This window comes from Scardovia inopinata JCM 12537, from assembly GCF_001042695.1.
GTDB classification, from domain to species: domain Bacteria; phylum Actinomycetota; class Actinomycetes; order Actinomycetales; family Bifidobacteriaceae; genus Scardovia; species Scardovia inopinata.
In genome coordinates this window covers 1,508,279-1,525,405 of record NZ_AP012334.1, presented here as the reverse complement: position 1 = coordinate 1,525,405, position 17,127 = coordinate 1,508,279, and the positions used below count along the sequence as shown (strand labels likewise).

The following is a 17,127-nucleotide window of genomic DNA, read 5'->3' as shown; positions in this document are numbered from 1 at the left end:
CAGTTTTTTATCGCCTATTTTCTTTCCTATTAGATTGCCTTTACCAGCTGGTTAGCCAGCCATTTAATCCCTTGCTCGCTATAGTGCTGGCCATCATCAATAGTGTAGGATGAAAAATCCCCTAGCTCTTCCATTTTAGCAGTTAAATCCAAGAATTCTTCCTGGTATTTAGTAGCTGTTTCTTTAGCTACTTGTTCATAATTACGTAGGATTTCGCTGGTATAGTAGCCAGCAATTTCCTGGTTGGTGAAACCTGGGACTGATGGTGATAGGAAAATCAGCCTTTCTGGTTGAAGATCCGATCCGCTAGGAATTTCATCTAAAAGTTGCGCCTCGCGCAACTCACCTAATAAAGCGACTAGTTTTTCTCGATTTAACTGATCAAAACGAATCGTATTCTTCTTCCAGACAAAACTATATTTATTAGCATCAGCCAGAATCTTCGTACCATCAATGAAAGTAGCCTCATCCACAAGGCCGACCGATTTTAAGAAATGCGTCAATTGAGTGATACCACTTTGAGTAATATCTTGAATCTGATCTGAAATTCTAAAACGACAAATTGTTCGATAAGACGGCACTTAGCCATCTAACAGCCACCCAGCGGCTTTGTTTTCGCGCGCAAAGCGTTCAATTTTCCGACTACTAAAGATTCCATAACTATAAGCTAAGAGGATCAACTTAAACATCGCCCCCCATATCGTATTCGTGAGGCCGACCGAATTCATATCGGTATTCCAATTTCAGCTGTTCAACTAATTAATTAATGTACCTAGCAGGATGATTTTCTTCAGGCAGATAGTCGATTGCGATACTCAAAGTCGTTTGATTGATGTTATAATGATTGTACATTTATTTGTATATCCTTTCTGGGGTATTGAAGCAGTTGGTCGGGGTTCAAATTGTCCAACTGCTTTTTAGTTAAGTTATGACCTACTTAATTCCTTTTTTGGTATCTTGGCCGTTGTAGGTCGATATTTGAATAACTATATACAAAGTACATTGACTTTATAGATATGAAGTAGTAAGCTACTTCCATGAATGTCGAAATAGAAAAAGAAGAAAAAAGCTAAATTGTTCCGTGCCTTAAGCGAACCTAATCGAATTAGGATTATTAAGATCCTGAGAGATAGTGATAGGGAGTTAACTTGCGGTCAAATAAGTCACTCTTTGAAAATTGCCCCTTCAACAGTTTCTTATCACTTTAAAGCCCTGCGCAGAGCTGGATTAACTCGAACAAGGAAACAAGCTCAAATTAAGTATTTATCTCTAAATCAACAAACGTTTCAAGAATACTTGCCTAATTTATTAAATACACTGTAATAATTCTTCGCTTGTATTTCGATAGCTATCAAATTAAGGAGAAAATTTATGCAATTATTTTATGCTTCGGGAGCTAGCTCACTGGCGCCACATATTTTATTGGAAGAAAGTGGCTTAGACTATGTGGCCGAAAAAGTTAATTTGGATGTAAAAACATGGTCTAAGGGTAATTATAATGTAATCAACCCCAAGTCATATGTCCCTTCTTTAAGAATTGAAGATGGCACAGTTTTGACTGAATGTGCTGTGATCTTAGAATACATTGCTTCTCAAGTACCTGATAAGCAATTGATGGGACAATATGACAGTGCGATCTATTGGGAACAAAGAATTTGGCTAAATTACGTTGCTACTGAACTGCACAAAAATTTTATTTCTCCTTTCAGAAAAGGAAACTGGTTACCAAATACAGTTGAGTCAAAAAAATTAGTATATGATCGTGTCCTCCCAAGACTAAAATATGTAGATGAAGCCTTAAAAGGGTGCGACTATTTAGTTGACCATCATTTTTCAGCTCCCGACGCTTATTTATTTTTATTTGTTATGACTAACTGGCTTACTCGATTAGAGTATGGCTTTGATCAACTTGATAATCTAAAGAAGTTCGATAAAAATATGAGAAAAAGAGACTCAGTTCAAGCTGTTTTAAAGCAGGAAGGGCGTCCCCATTCTCTGCAAGATCAAGCAAAATAATTATTACTTGGCAAAACGTCCAATAGGGTTAACCTATTGGACGTTTTGCTTAAGGACCTCTGTTTGCTAATTGGAGTGATAATCATCATCCAATATGGGCAATGTTATTTAACTCTTATAAACGATATCAGTTCGTGCAGACAAGTATGGCCACTAAGGTATACTTTTCTTCACACTGCACGCATGAAGTAAAACAATAAGGATAAGCAGTATCACAAAAATAACCAACGCGCTTATAACAAAATTAATTGATCCTGCAGTTTCGTAGGCTTTGATTGCACTTACTTTTAATAATTTCCCACTTGCGCCGCTGACTTTGCCTGCTTGCTGCAACGAAATAGTAATAGTATGCGCAGCAGTAAGTCGTGTATTGTTTAACTCTCGCGTGAGCTCCTGAAAATAGAGCGCACCTTGTACGGAACCAAATATACCAATACCCAGAATTGATCCGAGCTGTTGGAAAACAGTGAGCAGAGAAGAGCCTTTACCCATCCGCTCTACAGGAACGTCTACGAATGCCCAACTAAAAGCTACAGGCTGTCCAGCACCCATTCCAATGCCAGCAATAATTTGCCCGAGGGAAAGAAGAATATATAAGTCCAAGTGGATTGCAAGCGCCATAACAGCCAGACCAAATCCTATACACGCCAAATTAATAAAGCACGCTGTTTTCTCTCCAAATCTGCCGATAATATTCCTGCTCAGCAGCGCACCTACAATAGCAGATAGAATCATTGGCATAAGCATAATCCCGCTCATTAATGCATTATGCCCCTTCGCTTCCTGGAAATATGTAGGAAGAATAAAGGAAATTCCGAACACAACAAAGTTCAGCAGAAGCAGTGCTATAGAGCTTACCTGAAATGACGTGAAACGCATAAGTGTCAAATCTGTAAGCTGGTGCTTAGCATGAAGAGTCAGAAAACTGAAGGATACAGCAAATAATATGCCACAGCACAAAGGAAATAGCGTAGTAAATGAGAGGAACGATGTCTGTGCATTAATCAGCCCAACAGACAGTGCGCTCATCGCCACAACGATCAGAGTTGCTTGAATAATTGGAAAGCGTGTAGATATTTTGCTGTTTTTCAGCTGATGATTTTGCCTATTTTGATTATTTTGTATATGAGATTGGTGTTGACGTGGCATAAACAGATAGTTGAGCACTAATGCGATAACAATTGCGACAGCATCGAAAACAAAAAGACCGCGCCATCCCATTAGCAATGTCATTAACCCACCGATAACAGGTCCGAGCGGAATACCAAGAGTGCCGGCAACAGTCCAGAGAGTAACCGCTTTACTATTATCCCCTGGGGAGACAACAGATGTAATTGTAGCTAATCCCATTGGTATAAACATTCCTGCAGCGAGACCTAAGAGACCTCGTGCGACAATAACCAGAATAATAGTGTGTGCCACGCTTCCCAAAACAGCTGCGACAGCATATAAAACAAGCCCAGACAACAATACGCGCCGGTACCCAATCAAATCACCAAAAAATCCGGAAACCAATAAGATTGCAAGGAAACAGAGAGAATATATAGAAACCATCCACTGTTGTGCGGCGGTGGATGCATGAAGACTGCCAGCAACCGACGGCAGAGCAAGATTGAACGCAGTGGTATTGATGAAAATAATCGCTTCCGCTACGCATAAGCTAACAAGCATTAATAATATTCTGTGTTGCTTTTCCACTGTACAATCCTTAAAGAAATTTCTATTCTTTACTTTGTATTATCTGTTCACTTTTGAAAGCTGAACACAACTATGGGACTCAATTATAGTCCAGTGTCCCCAAAAAATACATCCTTTCGGTTTTTCCACCGGAAAATGTACAGAAACTCTGTTTCGCACTGTTAAGAGATATCAAGATAAGAATTAAAACTTATCCGCATTCTAGTTTGCATGTAATAGGCTTTAATAAGTGATTCTTTAATCAAGAAGTAAAGCTTGCCCCAATGTACGTTTGAATTCTTAAAATTCGATGACGGCACATGAGCCTTTTTCTGGGAACATATTAATTGTAAAACTCCATCAGGTAAAGGAACGTTCTCTTCCATGTCAATCCCTATAGTAGAAAACTCAGATTCTGAACAAACAACGGCGGGACAATAAAATTGGCGGTGGGAAATACTTTCTCTTGTGCTTTCTAGCAAAAGAGGTTCGCCGCCTTCACCTATACCAATATAACTAACGTTTTTACCAATCGATTCAAGTGCATGATGAACACACCAACGCCCAGTCGAGAACTCTCTCTTCCTCAAATGTCGCAGCAGGTAAATCCAAAATAGTCCAATGTGCTATTGTTCCAAATATAGGATGCGTTACATCTTCTAATGTAATAGCAATCGTCTGGGTTCCTTCGGGGGGCTATTCAAATGGAAGCTTGGTGAAATATCTTCACCTCTCCGAGTAAATTTTTTAAGGAATCTCCCCCGTGTATCAATTCCATCACAAACAATAGATAGGTTTTGTACTTCCATTTTTATTCTCTCTTTTCATAGCTGATCTGCAAGAATATTCTTAATTTCTTGCACAAAAGTCTTTGCTGAGCAGCATTTAGGCGTAGTGAACTGCCCAAAACGATGAATTTCAACATGGTCAAAGACTCATATATACGCTATGTGGCAGTTAAACGGAACCGTATTCCCCGCAAGAGTCTACACTATAAAACACGGCAGGAAATTTATGACTTCTACCGCACCAAGTTATAACGATTAAATTGGCAAATCAGGATTCTTATATAGCCAGACTGTAACGATAAAATTGGCAAATCAGGTAAATATAAATGTTCAGTATGCTCTGTTGCCTGGTATCGGCAGCTAGACGTTATATTGATCAGCGGGAACGCACCAACTTAGCATGCTTTACGTCATCGATAGTTTTGGTTCCTGCTAATTGCATGTCAATCTTCAACTCATCATTAAGGTGCTCAACAACACTTTGTGCGCCTTGAGCGCCGCCCAGAGCCAATCCGAAAATTACTGGCCGGGCTAGCGCCACTATATCCGCCCCGCTTGCCAAGGCTTTGAAAACATGAGAACCACGACGGATACCACTGTCAAAGAATACGGGCACACGATGGTTAACCTGATCTGCTACAGATTTCAGCATATCAAAGGACGCTGGACCCCCGTTGAGCTGGCGACCGCCGTGATTGGAAACCCACACTCCTTGAGCGCCTGCCTGGATAGCCCGCTCGGCGTCTTCAGGATCTTGAATTCCTTTCACAATAACTGGTAGATGCGTGTATTCTGCTATGCGCCTTACATCATCAGGGCCAATTTTCTGAGCCGCTGCTGCGTAAATCTCGCTGATACCCTTGCCTTCACCATCAACACTGGCGTATCTTTCAAGATTAGCCATAGACAAGGGGAATTGGAAATTGTTGATCCTATCTGCTTCGCGGTAACCGCCTACAGTAGCATCTACGGTGAGGATGATTGCTTTGATTCCCGCCTGTACAGCCTCATTCAGCAGAGCCTTGTTGAAATTCCAATCCTTGCTCATATAAAGCTGGAAGAATTGGGGAGCTCCCTTTCCTGCCCGTGCTGTGTCTGCGATGGTAGTATTCCCATAGGTACTTTGAGCTATAATGGTTCCTGCGGCAGCCATTCCTTCCGCAGTTGCCATTTCTCCCCTGGCATGAGCCAGGCCCTGAGCCGCTGCTGGAGACATCATAATAGGCATCTTCATGGGGATTCCGTAGACGGACGTTTCTGTAGAAGGATTCTCCATATCATTCAAAGAGCGGGGGACAATCTGCACGTGGTCAAAAGCTTTGGTGTTTTCGCGCAAAGTCCATTCATCCTCTGCACCACTGGTAATATAGCCGAAACCGCCAGCAGGAATAATCTTCTGCGCTTCTTTTTCCAGGCTGGGAAGGTTGAGAATATCGAGAGGACGTTCAAAATCGGATTGCTGGTAGCCGTTAGTTACTGTCATAATACATTCCTTCCTGATAGGTTTATATGTATTTTTATTTTATACAACTATAGAAAGACATAAGAAAATTTGTCAGATTCTTGTCTTTTTAATTTATACATGTAATAATAGAAACAGATATTACACGTACTCTAGCTAAGGAAATATGAGGAAGGCCATGAAGCAGTCTGTTCAATTGAGTGACAGTGTTCATATTATGCTCTACCTGGCAATTAAGCATAACCCTGATCAGTTGACCAGTGAAGCGATTGCGCAGAGCGTCAATACTAATCCCAGCGCTGTGCGTAAGATCATGAGCAATCTAAAGAAAGCCGGCCTTATAAGTAGCCATCGGGGGAAAGCTGACCCCGTTATTATTCGTCCCCTGAAAGATATTACACTTCTGGATATTTTCCATAGTTTGCCTGGCACCAACGATCTTTTGCAGCCCGACCGGCACACCAGCCGGAGCTGTCCTGTAGGGGCGAACATTCAAACTGTGCTCAATGAAAAGTACCATCAGATTCAGCTGGTAATCGAAGACCAAATGTCCCGCATCACCTTAAAGGAATTGACTGATGAGATCAATGGGTTGATCGGGGAAGGCGCTGGTAGCTAGAATGTCGTTGATTTGGGGAAAGAACAGCAAAGGATCAGTAGCGGAACAGCAGACTAGGAGAAGATTTAGCAGAACCGTTTAGAGAGTTCTCTGGTGCTTTTCCGTCGTACTAGGGTTGTTGGCAAAATTCTTGATTGGATCGCGTGAGGCATTCTCTTATCAAAATTGATAATCATCTCCGTAGCTGTGGAACCCATTTCTTCCAAGGGCTGACGGACTGTCGTCAGGGGAGGGCTTACAATTTCTGTCATTTGAAGATCATCGAATCCTACTACGGACAGATCTTCAGGAATCCGTATTCCCAGCTGCCGGGCTGCTTCATACACCCCCAGAGCCTGCAGATCGTTGCAAGCAAAGATTGCTGTAGGGTGTTCTTCAGTCAGAAGAGACATGGCGCATTCCTTACCTCCGGGAGTAAGAAAGTCTCCCTCTCTGACCAGATTAGGGTCAAACTCAACTCCAGTTTTGCTCAGGGCTGTTTTATATCCATCAAGCCTGGCCTGGGAGCACATAATGGATAAAGGTCCTGTAATAATGCCGATTTCTCTATGTCCTAAAGAGAGTAAATGTTGGGTAGCTAGAATGCCGCCGGTCCAGTTGTCTGCCTGAACCGAGTGGCTATCGGTGAGCATGTTTTTTGTTGCTGGGTCAAGAATAACGTAAGGAATATCCATAGAATTCAGGCGCTCGCGTTCTGTTGGAATAAGGTCGGAGAAGATAAGAATAATCCCATGGGGACGGCGACGGATAACATCATCGATCCAACCTGCATTGGGGCGGAGTCGGTCCTGGCTTTCGGTTAGAACGATCGAGTAATCCATGCTGGAACTGGTTTTTATAATTCCTCTCAGAATTTCCAAGGACCACATGTTGTCGACGGTTTGAGAAACGACTTCAATCGTATTGCTTGTTCTACGCGTCCGGCTGGTCAGAGTGTAACCCGATTCTCTCAGAATTGTTCCCAATTTTTTTCTAGTTTGGGAGGAGACATCACTATAACCGTTAAGAACCTTTGAAACGGTTGATAAGGAATATCCATGAGCATCAGCAATTTCAGTAAGAGTGGGTTTGTTTGCCGGGGCAGAAGGGGAGGATTTTTGCACGGTAACTCGCAATTCTTGATAAGATACTTTTTCTGTTGATTATTTCTATTTATTATAGAAGAATTCGAAACTTTCGAGAGCCAATATTTCCTATAAATAGATGATTCTCGTTGGAATTAAAGGGATTTATCGGGGTGGCCTCGGTTCGTATTGTCAGCAATAATTTTCGAAAGTTGCTAAAATAAAACTACGAAAGGAAAATACACCTTTCGTAGTTTTAACCTATATCATTGTTCAAAGGAGACACAATGAAGTTTCGGCTCAAGGCTGTGGGGGCATTGGTGCTCTCCATGGCAATGTTAACAGGAATTTCAGCATGCGGCAGTGGTGATTCCAGCGGTGAATCTAATGGTAAAACTGTTATCACTTTCTGGCATAATTCCACTACTGGTGAAGGGAAAGCTTACTGGGAAAAGGTAGCGAAAGCTTTCGAAAAGAAACATTCTACAGTCGACATTCGGATTCAGACCATTCAGAATGAAGATCTGGACGGCAAACTGCAGACTGCTTTGCAGGATGAGAAGTCGGCACCTGATATCTTTCTTGCCCGCGGCGGTCAGAAAACCAAGGACATGGCCGATGCCGGCCAGCTTATGGATTTGACTAACTTAATTTCTGACAATGTCAGGACTAACCACGCAGCAGCTTTAAAGGGAGTAACCTTTGATAATAAGGTATATGCCGTTCCCATGACTACTCAGCCTGAAGGATTTTGGTATTCCAAAGATCTTTTCAAGAAGGCGGGAATCAGCAAAGTTCCTACTACGATCAATGATCTCTACAGTGTTGTCAGGAAGCTCAAAGCTGCAGGGATCTCGCCCATCGCTCTGGGAGCCAAGGACGCCTGGCCTGCTGCTCACTGGTATTATTCCTTTGCTTTGCGGGAATGCTCAGATGCAACTTTCGCCACGACCATGAAGACCATGAAGTTCACCGATCCCTGCTGGGCCAAGGCCGGACACGATGTGAAGAAGTTCGCTGATATCAAGCCTTTCAATGAAGGATTCCTTACCACTTCTGCTCAACAGGGTGCTGGTTCTTCGGCAGGTCTGGTGGCCAATCACAAGGCAGCCATGGAGCTGATGGGAACCTGGGATCCTGGTGTTATGGGCGATCTGACTCCCGATAAGAAGCTGGTTCCCGATCTAGGCTATTTCCCCTTCCCTGAAGTCCCTGGAGGCAAAGGAGAAAAGGGAGCCATGATGGGTGGATCCGACGGCTATGCTGTTTACATCCATGCTCCCAAAGAAGCAGCAGACTTCCTGAATTTCGCAGCGCAGAAAGAGAATCAGGAAGCCTATGCCAATGCCTTCCACACCATTCCTGCCAACACTCAGGCTCAGGGTGTGGTAACGTACTCTGCCCTGAAAGATGTTCTTAAGTACTACAGTAAAGCTCCCGCCATGTATCAGTACCTTGATACCCAGTTCGGCTCCAATGTTGGCAATGCCATGAATGAAGCCGTGGTGAATCTTTTGGCCGGAAAGGGAACACCTGAACAGATTGTATCGGCAACGAACGCTGCTGCTCAAAAGTAAAGAGCAAGTAAGCGCAAATGCCGAGTTCGCAGTCGGATTGCTCGGCCTCAGTGCCCGGCTGAATCCTGAATCCTTCCCTGTCAGAAGGCTGGCCTGGGGCAGCAGACACTATTCTGCTGCCCCAGCCGCTTCAGGAATTCAATCGCCATCGCTGCCAGCGCCGTCAGCCTGACAGAGGACATAGGAGCTTATATGTCAACTAGTGCATCATCACAGACCGTTATCAAAAAGAACTCTCTGTGGAAAAATGATTCCTTCCTTAAAGGAGTAGAGATTGCCGTTCTGTCTCTTCCAGCCCTGATTCTTTTTCTGGGATTCGTTATTCTGCCTGTGATTATGGCAGCATATTATGGGTTCTTCAGGTGGAAGGGGTATGGAAATCCCACAGTAACCGGCCAGTTTATAGGCTTTGATAATTATAAAATTATTTTTTCTGATCCTAACTTCCAGCAGGCTGTAGGGCATACTTTTCTTATTGCCATTCTTTCCCTGATTGCCCAGGGACCTTTGGCCATCCTCTTTGCCCTCCTGCTGAACCAGAAGTTTAAGGGGCGGGCCATCATCAGGACCCTGATTTTTGTACCTTATGTTGTGTCTGAGGTGATTGTGGGAACCGGCTGGGGGCTGATGCTTCAGTCAAACGGAGCCATCAACGATTTCCTGAAGAAAATCGGTCTGCATGGGGCAGACTGGATTTCTGATCCTAAAATAGCTATCTGGACCCTTCTTTTTGTTATCACCTGGAAATATATAGGATTTGCCGTCATCCTCATGCTCGCCGGCATGCAGTCCATTCCCGATGAGCTCTATGAAGCCGCCCGGGTAGACGGGGCCGGATTCTGGCGTCAGCAGTGGAGCATCACCCTGCCCCTGCTGGGACCGACAATCCGTATTTGGGCTTTTATGTCTATTATTGGCTCCCTCCAGCTTTTCGACCTGGTTTATATTATTTGGGGGCAGTATGTATCAAGCGTTGCCGGCACCTCTACTATGGCAACCTATATGGTTCGTGAGGGGCGTCTGGCCAGCAATTATGGTTATGGCAATGCTGTTGCCGTTGTTCTCTTCTTCATCTCTCTCATTATTGCTCTTCTTTACCAGCATCTGATTCTTAACCGTGATCTGCAGGGGGCTCTGACTGAAGAGCGAAGCCAGGAAAAAGCTGAAAAAGCAAGGAAGAAGAGGATGCTGAAAATGAAAAATCAGCAGGTAGTTCCCTCCTCTGCGGCAGTTGGTTCTAAGTGAGGTTGCATTATGTCTCGCAGTAAAAAACAGACAAAAGATTATGATTATATGGCCCTGCGCAAGTCAGCCAAAACTCCCTGGGGAAATCCCCTAGTGTATTTTATTTCCCTGGTCTTGGTCGCAATCTGCATTGTTCCTGTTCTCTATATTATTCTGGGAGGATTCAGGAGCAACTCGCAGATTACCAACGATCCATCGGGACTTCCTCATCCCTGGCAGGTTAGCAACTACCTTACTGTTATTAAGGCCCCTACCTTTTGAACAGAGCTGGGCAATTCGCTGATAGCGGGGGTCAGCGTTATGGTGGGGACTGTGGTCCTTGCCCTCATGGTCAGTTATGTTATTGCCCGCTATCGGTTCCGCTTCAATGGAGTTCTTTACTCCCTCTTTGCTGCCGGTCTGATGTTCCCCATGACTGTGGCCATTACCCCGCTGTACTTGTTATGCAGGAATCTGGGATTGGTCAACTCTCTTCTGGGCATTATTCTGCCGGGAATAGCCTTTGCCCTGCCTCAGTCAATAATCATTCTGGTTCCTTTCCTCCAGTCCATTCCTAATGAGCTTCAGGAAGCTGCTCTTCTGGATGGATGCTCCCGGCTGGAATTCTTCTGGCGCATGGTTCTGCCTCTGTCCCGGGCAGGGGTTGCCACTGTTGCAATTCTGACCTTTGTGGGCAGCTGGAACGGGTATATGCTTCCTCTGTATATGCTCAACGATCCTGAAAAATATACCCTGCCTTTAGGCGTACAGGTGTTCAGCACCCAGCATTCGGTGGACACCGCTATGGTTCTGGCTTTTACCTCCCTGTCGATGATCCCCGCCCTAATCTGCTTCTCTATTTTCCAAAAGCAGATAGTCGGCGGTCTCACCGGAGCGGTGAAAGGGTAATAGACCGCAGCAATATCGAGAAAACTTATACTAGCATGCAAAATATTACAAGATTTAGTAATGCGTAACGTGGATAACCTATATCTATATAAAGGAAAAATTATGAAAATATCCAATCCTATCCTTACTGGCTTCAATGCTGATCCCTCAATGATTCGGGTAGGGGATACCTATTACATTGCCAATTCAACTTTCGAATGGTGGCCAGGGGTGAGACTGCATTCCTCCCGGGATTTGGTACACTGGCGTCTTCTTCCTAGTCCTCTTACCAAGGCATCTCAGATAAATATGAGAGGGAACCCTTCTTCTGGCGGTGTCTGGGCTCCTGATCTATCCTATGCTGATGGAAAGTTTTATTTGGTTTATGCGGATGTCAAGGTAGTAAACGGGGCTTTCAAAGATGGGACGAATTATTTAGTGACTGCAAAGCACATTGAAGGCCCATGGAGCGAGCCTGTCAGGTTAAACGGAGTAGGTTTTGATGCCAGCCTTTTCCATGATACTGATGGACGAAAATACCTGGTTCAGCAGACCTGGGATTTCCGTGAATGGCGGCATGCTTTTAATGGTATTACTCTTACTGAGCTTGATACTAAGACCATGAAGCTTAAACCTCGTACTGCTCGTCGGATCTGGAAGGGAAGTGATGTAAAGGTTACTGAAGGGCCACGTATTTATAAAATTAATGATTACTATTACCTTTTCACAGCTGAAGGGGGAACTCAGTATGAGCATCAGGAATCTGTGGCCCGCTCGCGGACTTTGGATGCTGACTCCTTTGAGAGCATGCCAGGCAACCCTTTTATCAGCAATTTCGATACCCCGGATTTCTATCTGCAAAAGCAGGGTCATGGGGCCTTGGTCGATACTCCTACAGGGGAGTGGTATTATGCATCTCTGTGTGCCCGGCCCTGGTGGCATGATCCGGAGCCCCGGCACGGGGTACGCGGTTGGTGCACGCTGGGCCGGGAAACATCGATTCAGAAAGTTGGATGGACGGATGATGGCTGGCCTTATATTGAAGGAGGTCATGGCGGACAGCGGTATGTGGACGCGCCGGCCGGTGCTTCTGTCGTATCTGGCGAATCTGACTTGCCTGGTGAATCTGACTCGGTTAGTGCTTCTGCCTCGTCTTCCTTGGGTGAGGGAGCAGATGACGACCATTCCTGCCGGGATGATTTTACCGGCGATCAGCTGGATATCAACTGGAACACTCCTCGGGTGCCTTTCAGTCAGATGGGAACTGTAGGAGCAGGTAAACTCACCCTGATCGGCAAAGGGTCGCTCAGTAATGAGTTTGATCTCTCTCTGGTTGCCCGCCGTTGGCAGGCTTTCAATTTTGATGCCGAAACTAAGGTGACGTTTAATCCCTGCTCCTATATGCAGATGGCTGGTTTAACCAATTATTACAACACCAAATGCTGGTCGTGGGTCTTTGTAACCTGGGATGAAAAACGGGGTAAGAGAGTTATCGATGTTGCCCAAAATGATTTTTATACTTATACAACATACCTGAGAGACAAGGCGATTGAGATTCCTGACGACTGTGCATCGGTCTGCCTGCGCTCGCGGATTCGTACCAGTAGTTACAGCTATGAATATTCCTTTAATGGCGCTAACTGGCTGCCAATTCCTGTAACCCTGGACGCTGCCATCCTGTCTGATGATCATGTTGCTCAGCAGTATGGAGGCTTTTTCACAGGGGCTTTTACCGGAATGGCTGTCGTTGATTTAAGCGGCTACGATTGCCCCGCAGACTTCTCTTATTTTGATTACAGGGAGCTTCCAGACCGGGCATAAGATTCATAGCAAACAAATGTTTGCAGACTTGGCGCCTGCTCTGCAAGATATCGCTCTAAACCTGCTCACCCAACCGCACTATGGCAGAAAAGACTTGCTGGAGGTAAGCCGGTAGATTTTTTGATATGACAGTTGGGTGAGCGGACGTTATTGTGATTTCTCTTTCGCGGGAGTAATTGCCAGTGGTGAACTGCTGCAGCACTTATGGTCTGTATGGTCTTTCAAATTTTCCTGTTTGATAATGGCAAAGAGAGAAAAATTTTTTATAAAAGCCATAAAACCGTTGGGAATAAAAGCATCTGCTGCTTAGTTTATCGAACTGACAAAAGAAGAACGGTTGATATACTTATTTTTGCAATGTGGCTACCTCCTTAATTTTTGAGAGGTTAGCCGTACCCAGCCAAGATCATTATGATCGATTCAATGATGAATGGAGAATCGAATGAAAATCGGGAAAATATCCAAGGCTGAGGTCTCTCGAGAGTTTAGAATAAGGATATGACGAATATCAAGGATGTCGCCCGTTTGGCTGGCGTCTCTATCAGTACCGTATCTTATGCCTTTTCTGGGAAACGCCCTATTTCCAGTGAAACTAAAAATCGTATTGTGCAAGCTGCGGAGGATCTGCATTACCATCCTAATTCCAATGCTCAAGTTCTACGCGGTGCCCGTACTAGGATTATTGCCCTAAGCGCACCGATTCATTCTTACACCAGTACAGCTGGATATTCTATATTCTTTTTTGAGATGCTCAAGGCTGCGCGCCGCAAGGCATATGATATCTTGTTGTTGGCTGGTGAGGATGAAGAAATTGAGCGGGTTGCGGATTCTCGTTTAATAGACGGTGTTATTCTGCTCGACGTAGAGGAAAACGACTCCCGTGTTGCCCAAGCGTATAGTCTTCCTCTCCCTGTCGCTTCCATCGGAATTCCCCTCGATTCTCAGCCAGTTTATAGTGTTGATCTTAATTTTACGCTTGCAGGATATATGACTATAGATCGAGCGGTGCTTCACGGGTATCAACGAATTCTATTCTTAGGTGCTAGACCAGGAGCGTATGACGCTCAGTCTAACTTCCTTATGTACTACCGATCTTCAGTTCTTGATAATGCGAGAAAGAAGGGAATTACTATTCTCTTTCGCCCAGTGAAGTATCCACGCAGCGAAATCATTGAAACTATATTAGATGATATTTTAACTAATGACACGATTGACGCTATTATTCTTAACGGTGATGCAGAAACAGCTCCTCTTTTAGTATCTTCTCTTTTACGGAGACATTTAAGAGTCCCAGAAGATGTAGCGGTTCTGTCCGTTGGCAGTTACGGGAACCTTGATTCCGGTTTAGTTAAACTCGATGAAATCCCGCTTGAGCCACGAGATGCTTGTAAGTATGCAATGCAGGCCATCACGGATTTTATAGAAGGAGACACTTCTCATATAGGGCGAGTGCATTATCTTACTCCGCAGTATCTTGACCGAGGGTCTTTTTAATTAACCCCTATCCCTTGTCACAGTTTTATTCATCGAAATCATCGAAGCAATTCGACAAGCAATTGTGTCTTCAATAGACTGATGATATCTGGGCAGTTGAGATAACCAACTATCCAGAATAAAAGTACAGTTCATTTGCAATGAAGCATGATAAAGGACAAGGTATTATGAGCATAAAAAAGAAGATTTTTGCCATGGCACTGGCATTTGTCACTATTACGGGGACACTGGGCTTGGCTGCTTGCGGAAGTAGCGATAACGCCCAAGAAACAAATCCTCGTACGCTGAAAGTTTGGTATTATGAAGAAGCCACTTCGGCACAAGGGATTGCCTGGAAGAAAGCAATTGAGAGTTTTGAAAAGAAACACCATGTTACTGTTCAGTATGAAAAGAAATCATTTGAACAGATAAGGAAGAATGCAAGTCAAATTCTGAATTCAGATAATGCTCCTGATGTAATGGAATATAATAAAGGTAATGCGACCGCAGGTTTGCTGGCAAGTCAAGGGTTACTAACCAATCTTAACAGGTACGTTAAAAAGTATGGATGGAATACGATACTTTCCGGTGCGATTGGGGATACTGGGCGTTATTCCTCGAAGGGAGTTATGGGCTCAGGCAATTGGTATGGAATTACCAATTATGGCGAAGAAGTCCTTATGTATTATAATGAGAACTTATTTAAGAAGTACGGGGTCAGTATTCCACGTACGAGTGCTCAGCTCGAATCAGCTATGGCAAAGTTCGCTAGGGCTGGGATAACTCCCCTCTCTGAAGGAGTTAAAGAATATCCGCTTCAGCATTTATGGTATCAGTTAGTTCTAATGAAGGCGAATGAAGAATTTATTCAAAACTATCAGATGTATAAAGGACCTGTAGATTGGCAGGGCGAAGCCATAACTTATGCAACCAAAACAATTAAAAAGTGGGTTGATAAAGGTTATATCTCGAAGAATTCCACCGGTATTGATGCTGAATCAGCAGGGCAAGGTTTTATGAAAGGAACGTACCCTATGTTCTTTTCGGGAACGTGGTGGTTTGGCCGTTTTCAGAGTGAATTAAAAAACTTTGAATGGACGGAATCTATCTTTCCTGGTGCTCACAAGATCCCAGGGTCGTCTGGTAACATTTGGGTTATTCCACAAAAATCTAGGAGAAAAGATCTAGCTGCTGCCTTTATAGATATTACTATGAGCAAGCAGATACAGAATCTTATGGGTAATTCTGGCGGAATCCCTGTAAATTCTGATGTCTCTTCCATTAAGAATAAGAAATTCAGAACACTGGTTGGGCAGTTTAATACCGTCCTGAAAAAGAATCAGCTTGGGTTCTATCCAGATTGGCCAACATCCACCTTCTATGATGAGCTGAATTCTTCTTTGCAAACACTGGTTAATGGATCAACAACTGTGAATCAGACAATCGAACAGTTGAAAGCTGATTATGACAAAGGCGTTTCGGCTGCAGATGTCAAATAGAAAAATGGCAGTCGCTCTTCTGCATTCATTCTATTCGGTTAACGCATAAGGAATAAAACTCATGACTAGTAATCATAATTATTCTGGCGTATCCACGCATAAGAAAAATCTATCTCGGATTCCGGGAAACTCATCGAATACATTCTGGCCTTACCTTATTCCAGGTGCGGTTATGCTCATCTGGATTATTATTGTTCCCACTATTGGGAATGTTTATCTAAGTTTTACGGATTATAGAGGGATACGTCCACCCCAATGGTCAGGGTTGAAAAACTGGTTGGCTCTCGGTAAGGACGCAACATTCTGGATCTCTTTTAGAAATTCAGTATGGATGATTATAGCAATGGTGGTTATACCCATACTATTGGGATTGATCATTTCCACGCTTCTTTTTGATGTTGTTCAAAAGAGATTCGGGCAGAAAGTAGCATCAACTTTGAGGGCTGTGTATTATCTTCCTCAATTGCTGCCTATATCTGTAGCATCGTTAGCGATGGGATGGATCCTGAGACCGGATGATGGCGCGTTAAATTCTCTTCTTAAAGCTGTTGGTCTGGCTAACCAGGAGCGTAACTGGTTGGGCGCACCTGAAACTGCGCTGATTTGTTTGATGGGAATAATGATTTGGATACAGTTAGGATACCCCATTGTAATCTTTATGTCTGGTCTCCAGAGAGTTGACCCTGAATTATACGAAGCCGCCAGCCTTGATGGAGCAAATTGGTGGCAACGATTTAAGGTTGTTACCTTACCTTCAATTAAACCGGAAATATTTGTAGTGTCCCTAACCTGTACTATAGCGGCTTTGAAGGTTTTTGCTCCTGTGTATATGTTGACTCGCGGCGGCCCAGGAACAGCTACGATTGTTCCTTCTTACTATTCGTATTCAGAGTTTTTCCAAACACAACAGGTCGGCTATGGGGCTGCCATTTCAACAGCACTTTCTCTAATGATTGTTGTTGTATCTATTATTTTTACTCATGTACAACAGAAAGTGCAGAAAGAGGATGAGGAATAAT

General features: G+C 43.9%; 15 protein-coding genes and 1 pseudogene. 10 read left to right on the top strand and 6 right to left on the bottom strand.

Annotated elements, in window-relative coordinates; translation table 11 throughout:
- Positions 1–29: 29 nt before the first annotated feature.
- The gene (locus tag SCIP_RS08200) at positions 30–581 is read right to left on the bottom strand and encodes a hypothetical protein (RefSeq protein ID WP_040591284.1); all 552 of its coding nucleotides are present in this window, start codon (positions 579–581) and stop codon (positions 30–32) included.
- Positions 582–689: a transposase gene (locus SCIP_RS08500; RefSeq protein ID WP_407695027.1), complete on the bottom strand. Its 108-nt coding sequence runs from the start codon at positions 687–689 to the stop codon at positions 582–584.
- Positions 690–1,074: 385 nt separating this feature from the next.
- On the opposite strand from SCIP_RS08500, the gene SCIP_RS08495 reads away from it, so the two are divergent.
- Both SCIP_RS08495 and SCIP_RS06230 read left to right on the top strand, forming a co-directional pair.
- Positions 1,075–1,323, top strand: a complete 249-nt coding sequence (locus tag SCIP_RS08495; protein WP_006293553.1) for an ArsR/SmtB family transcription factor — start codon at positions 1,075–1,077, stop codon at positions 1,321–1,323.
- A gap of 48 nt (positions 1,324–1,371) precedes the next feature.
- A complete protein-coding gene (locus SCIP_RS06230; protein ID WP_006293554.1) occupies positions 1,372–2,016 on the top strand; it encodes a glutathione S-transferase N-terminal domain-containing protein in 645 nt (214 codons plus the stop codon).
- 153 nt (positions 2,017–2,169) lie between these two features.
- Here the strand turns inward: SCIP_RS06230 and SCIP_RS06225 are convergent, their stop codons facing one another.
- The 3 genes from SCIP_RS06225 to SCIP_RS06220 all read right to left on the bottom strand — a co-directional run bounded on the left by SCIP_RS06225 (position 2,170) and on the right by SCIP_RS06220 (position 5,964).
- A complete protein-coding gene (locus SCIP_RS06225; RefSeq protein WP_006293555.1) occupies positions 2,170–3,714 on the bottom strand; it encodes an MFS transporter in 1,545 nt (514 codons plus the stop codon).
- Positions 3,715–3,875: 161 nt separating this feature from the next.
- Positions 3,876–4,283 (bottom strand): hypothetical protein, encoded by a 408-nt coding sequence (locus SCIP_RS08490; protein ID WP_006293556.1) that lies wholly within the window; start codon positions 4,281–4,283, stop codon positions 3,876–3,878.
- Between the two features lie 574 nt (positions 4,284–4,857).
- Positions 4,858–5,964 carry a lactate oxidase gene (locus SCIP_RS06220; protein WP_006293557.1) on the bottom strand — a complete coding sequence of 369 codons (1,107 nt, stop codon included), beginning with the start codon at positions 5,962–5,964 and terminating at the stop codon, positions 4,858–4,860.
- 145 nt (positions 5,965–6,109) lie between these two features.
- Between SCIP_RS06220 and SCIP_RS06215 the strand changes: the two genes are divergently transcribed.
- Positions 6,110–6,562 carry an Rrf2 family transcriptional regulator gene (locus SCIP_RS06215; RefSeq protein ID WP_006293558.1) on the top strand — a complete coding sequence of 151 codons (453 nt, stop codon included), beginning with the start codon at positions 6,110–6,112 and terminating at the stop codon, positions 6,560–6,562.
- 65 nt (positions 6,563–6,627) lie between these two features.
- On the opposite strand, the gene SCIP_RS06210 is transcribed toward SCIP_RS06215, so the two are convergent.
- Entirely contained in the window at positions 6,628–7,665 is a 1,038-nt protein-coding gene (locus SCIP_RS06210; RefSeq protein ID WP_048349280.1) for a LacI family DNA-binding transcriptional regulator, read from the bottom strand.
- Positions 7,666–7,913: 248 nt separating this feature from the next.
- Between SCIP_RS06210 and SCIP_RS06205 the strand changes: the two genes are divergently transcribed.
- The 7 genes and pseudogenes from SCIP_RS06205 (at position 7,914) to SCIP_RS06175 (ending at position 17,126) form a co-directional block, all read left to right on the top strand.
- Entirely contained in the window at positions 7,914–9,203 is a 1,290-nt protein-coding gene (locus SCIP_RS06205; protein ID WP_040591285.1) for an ABC transporter substrate-binding protein, read from the top strand.
- A 192-nt stretch (positions 9,204–9,395) separates the two neighbouring features.
- Complete coding sequence (locus SCIP_RS06200) at positions 9,396–10,448, top strand: carbohydrate ABC transporter permease (RefSeq protein WP_006293563.1); 1,053 nt, start codon at positions 9,396–9,398, stop codon at positions 10,446–10,448.
- A 9-nt stretch (positions 10,449–10,457) separates the two neighbouring features.
- Positions 10,458–11,336: pseudogene (locus SCIP_RS06195) on the top strand (carbohydrate ABC transporter permease).
- Positions 11,337–11,438: 102 nt separating this feature from the next.
- On the top strand, positions 11,439–13,136 hold the full coding sequence (locus tag SCIP_RS06190) for a glycoside hydrolase family 43 protein (protein ID WP_006293570.1): 1,698 nt from the start codon (positions 11,439–11,441) through the stop codon (positions 13,134–13,136).
- Positions 13,137–13,634: 498 nt separating this feature from the next.
- Positions 13,635–14,630, top strand: coding sequence for a LacI family DNA-binding transcriptional regulator (locus SCIP_RS06185; RefSeq protein WP_006293572.1), 996 nt, complete (start codon positions 13,635–13,637; stop codon positions 14,628–14,630).
- Positions 14,631–14,770: 140 nt separating this feature from the next.
- Positions 14,771–16,108 (top strand): ABC transporter substrate-binding protein, encoded by a 1,338-nt coding sequence (locus SCIP_RS06180; RefSeq protein ID WP_231288047.1) that lies wholly within the window; start codon positions 14,771–14,773, stop codon positions 16,106–16,108.
- Positions 16,109–16,169: 61 nt separating this feature from the next.
- On the top strand, positions 16,170–17,126 hold the full coding sequence (locus SCIP_RS06175) for a carbohydrate ABC transporter permease (protein WP_006293576.1): 957 nt from the start codon (positions 16,170–16,172) through the stop codon (positions 17,124–17,126).
- The last annotated feature ends 1 nt before the right edge of the window (position 17,127 follow it).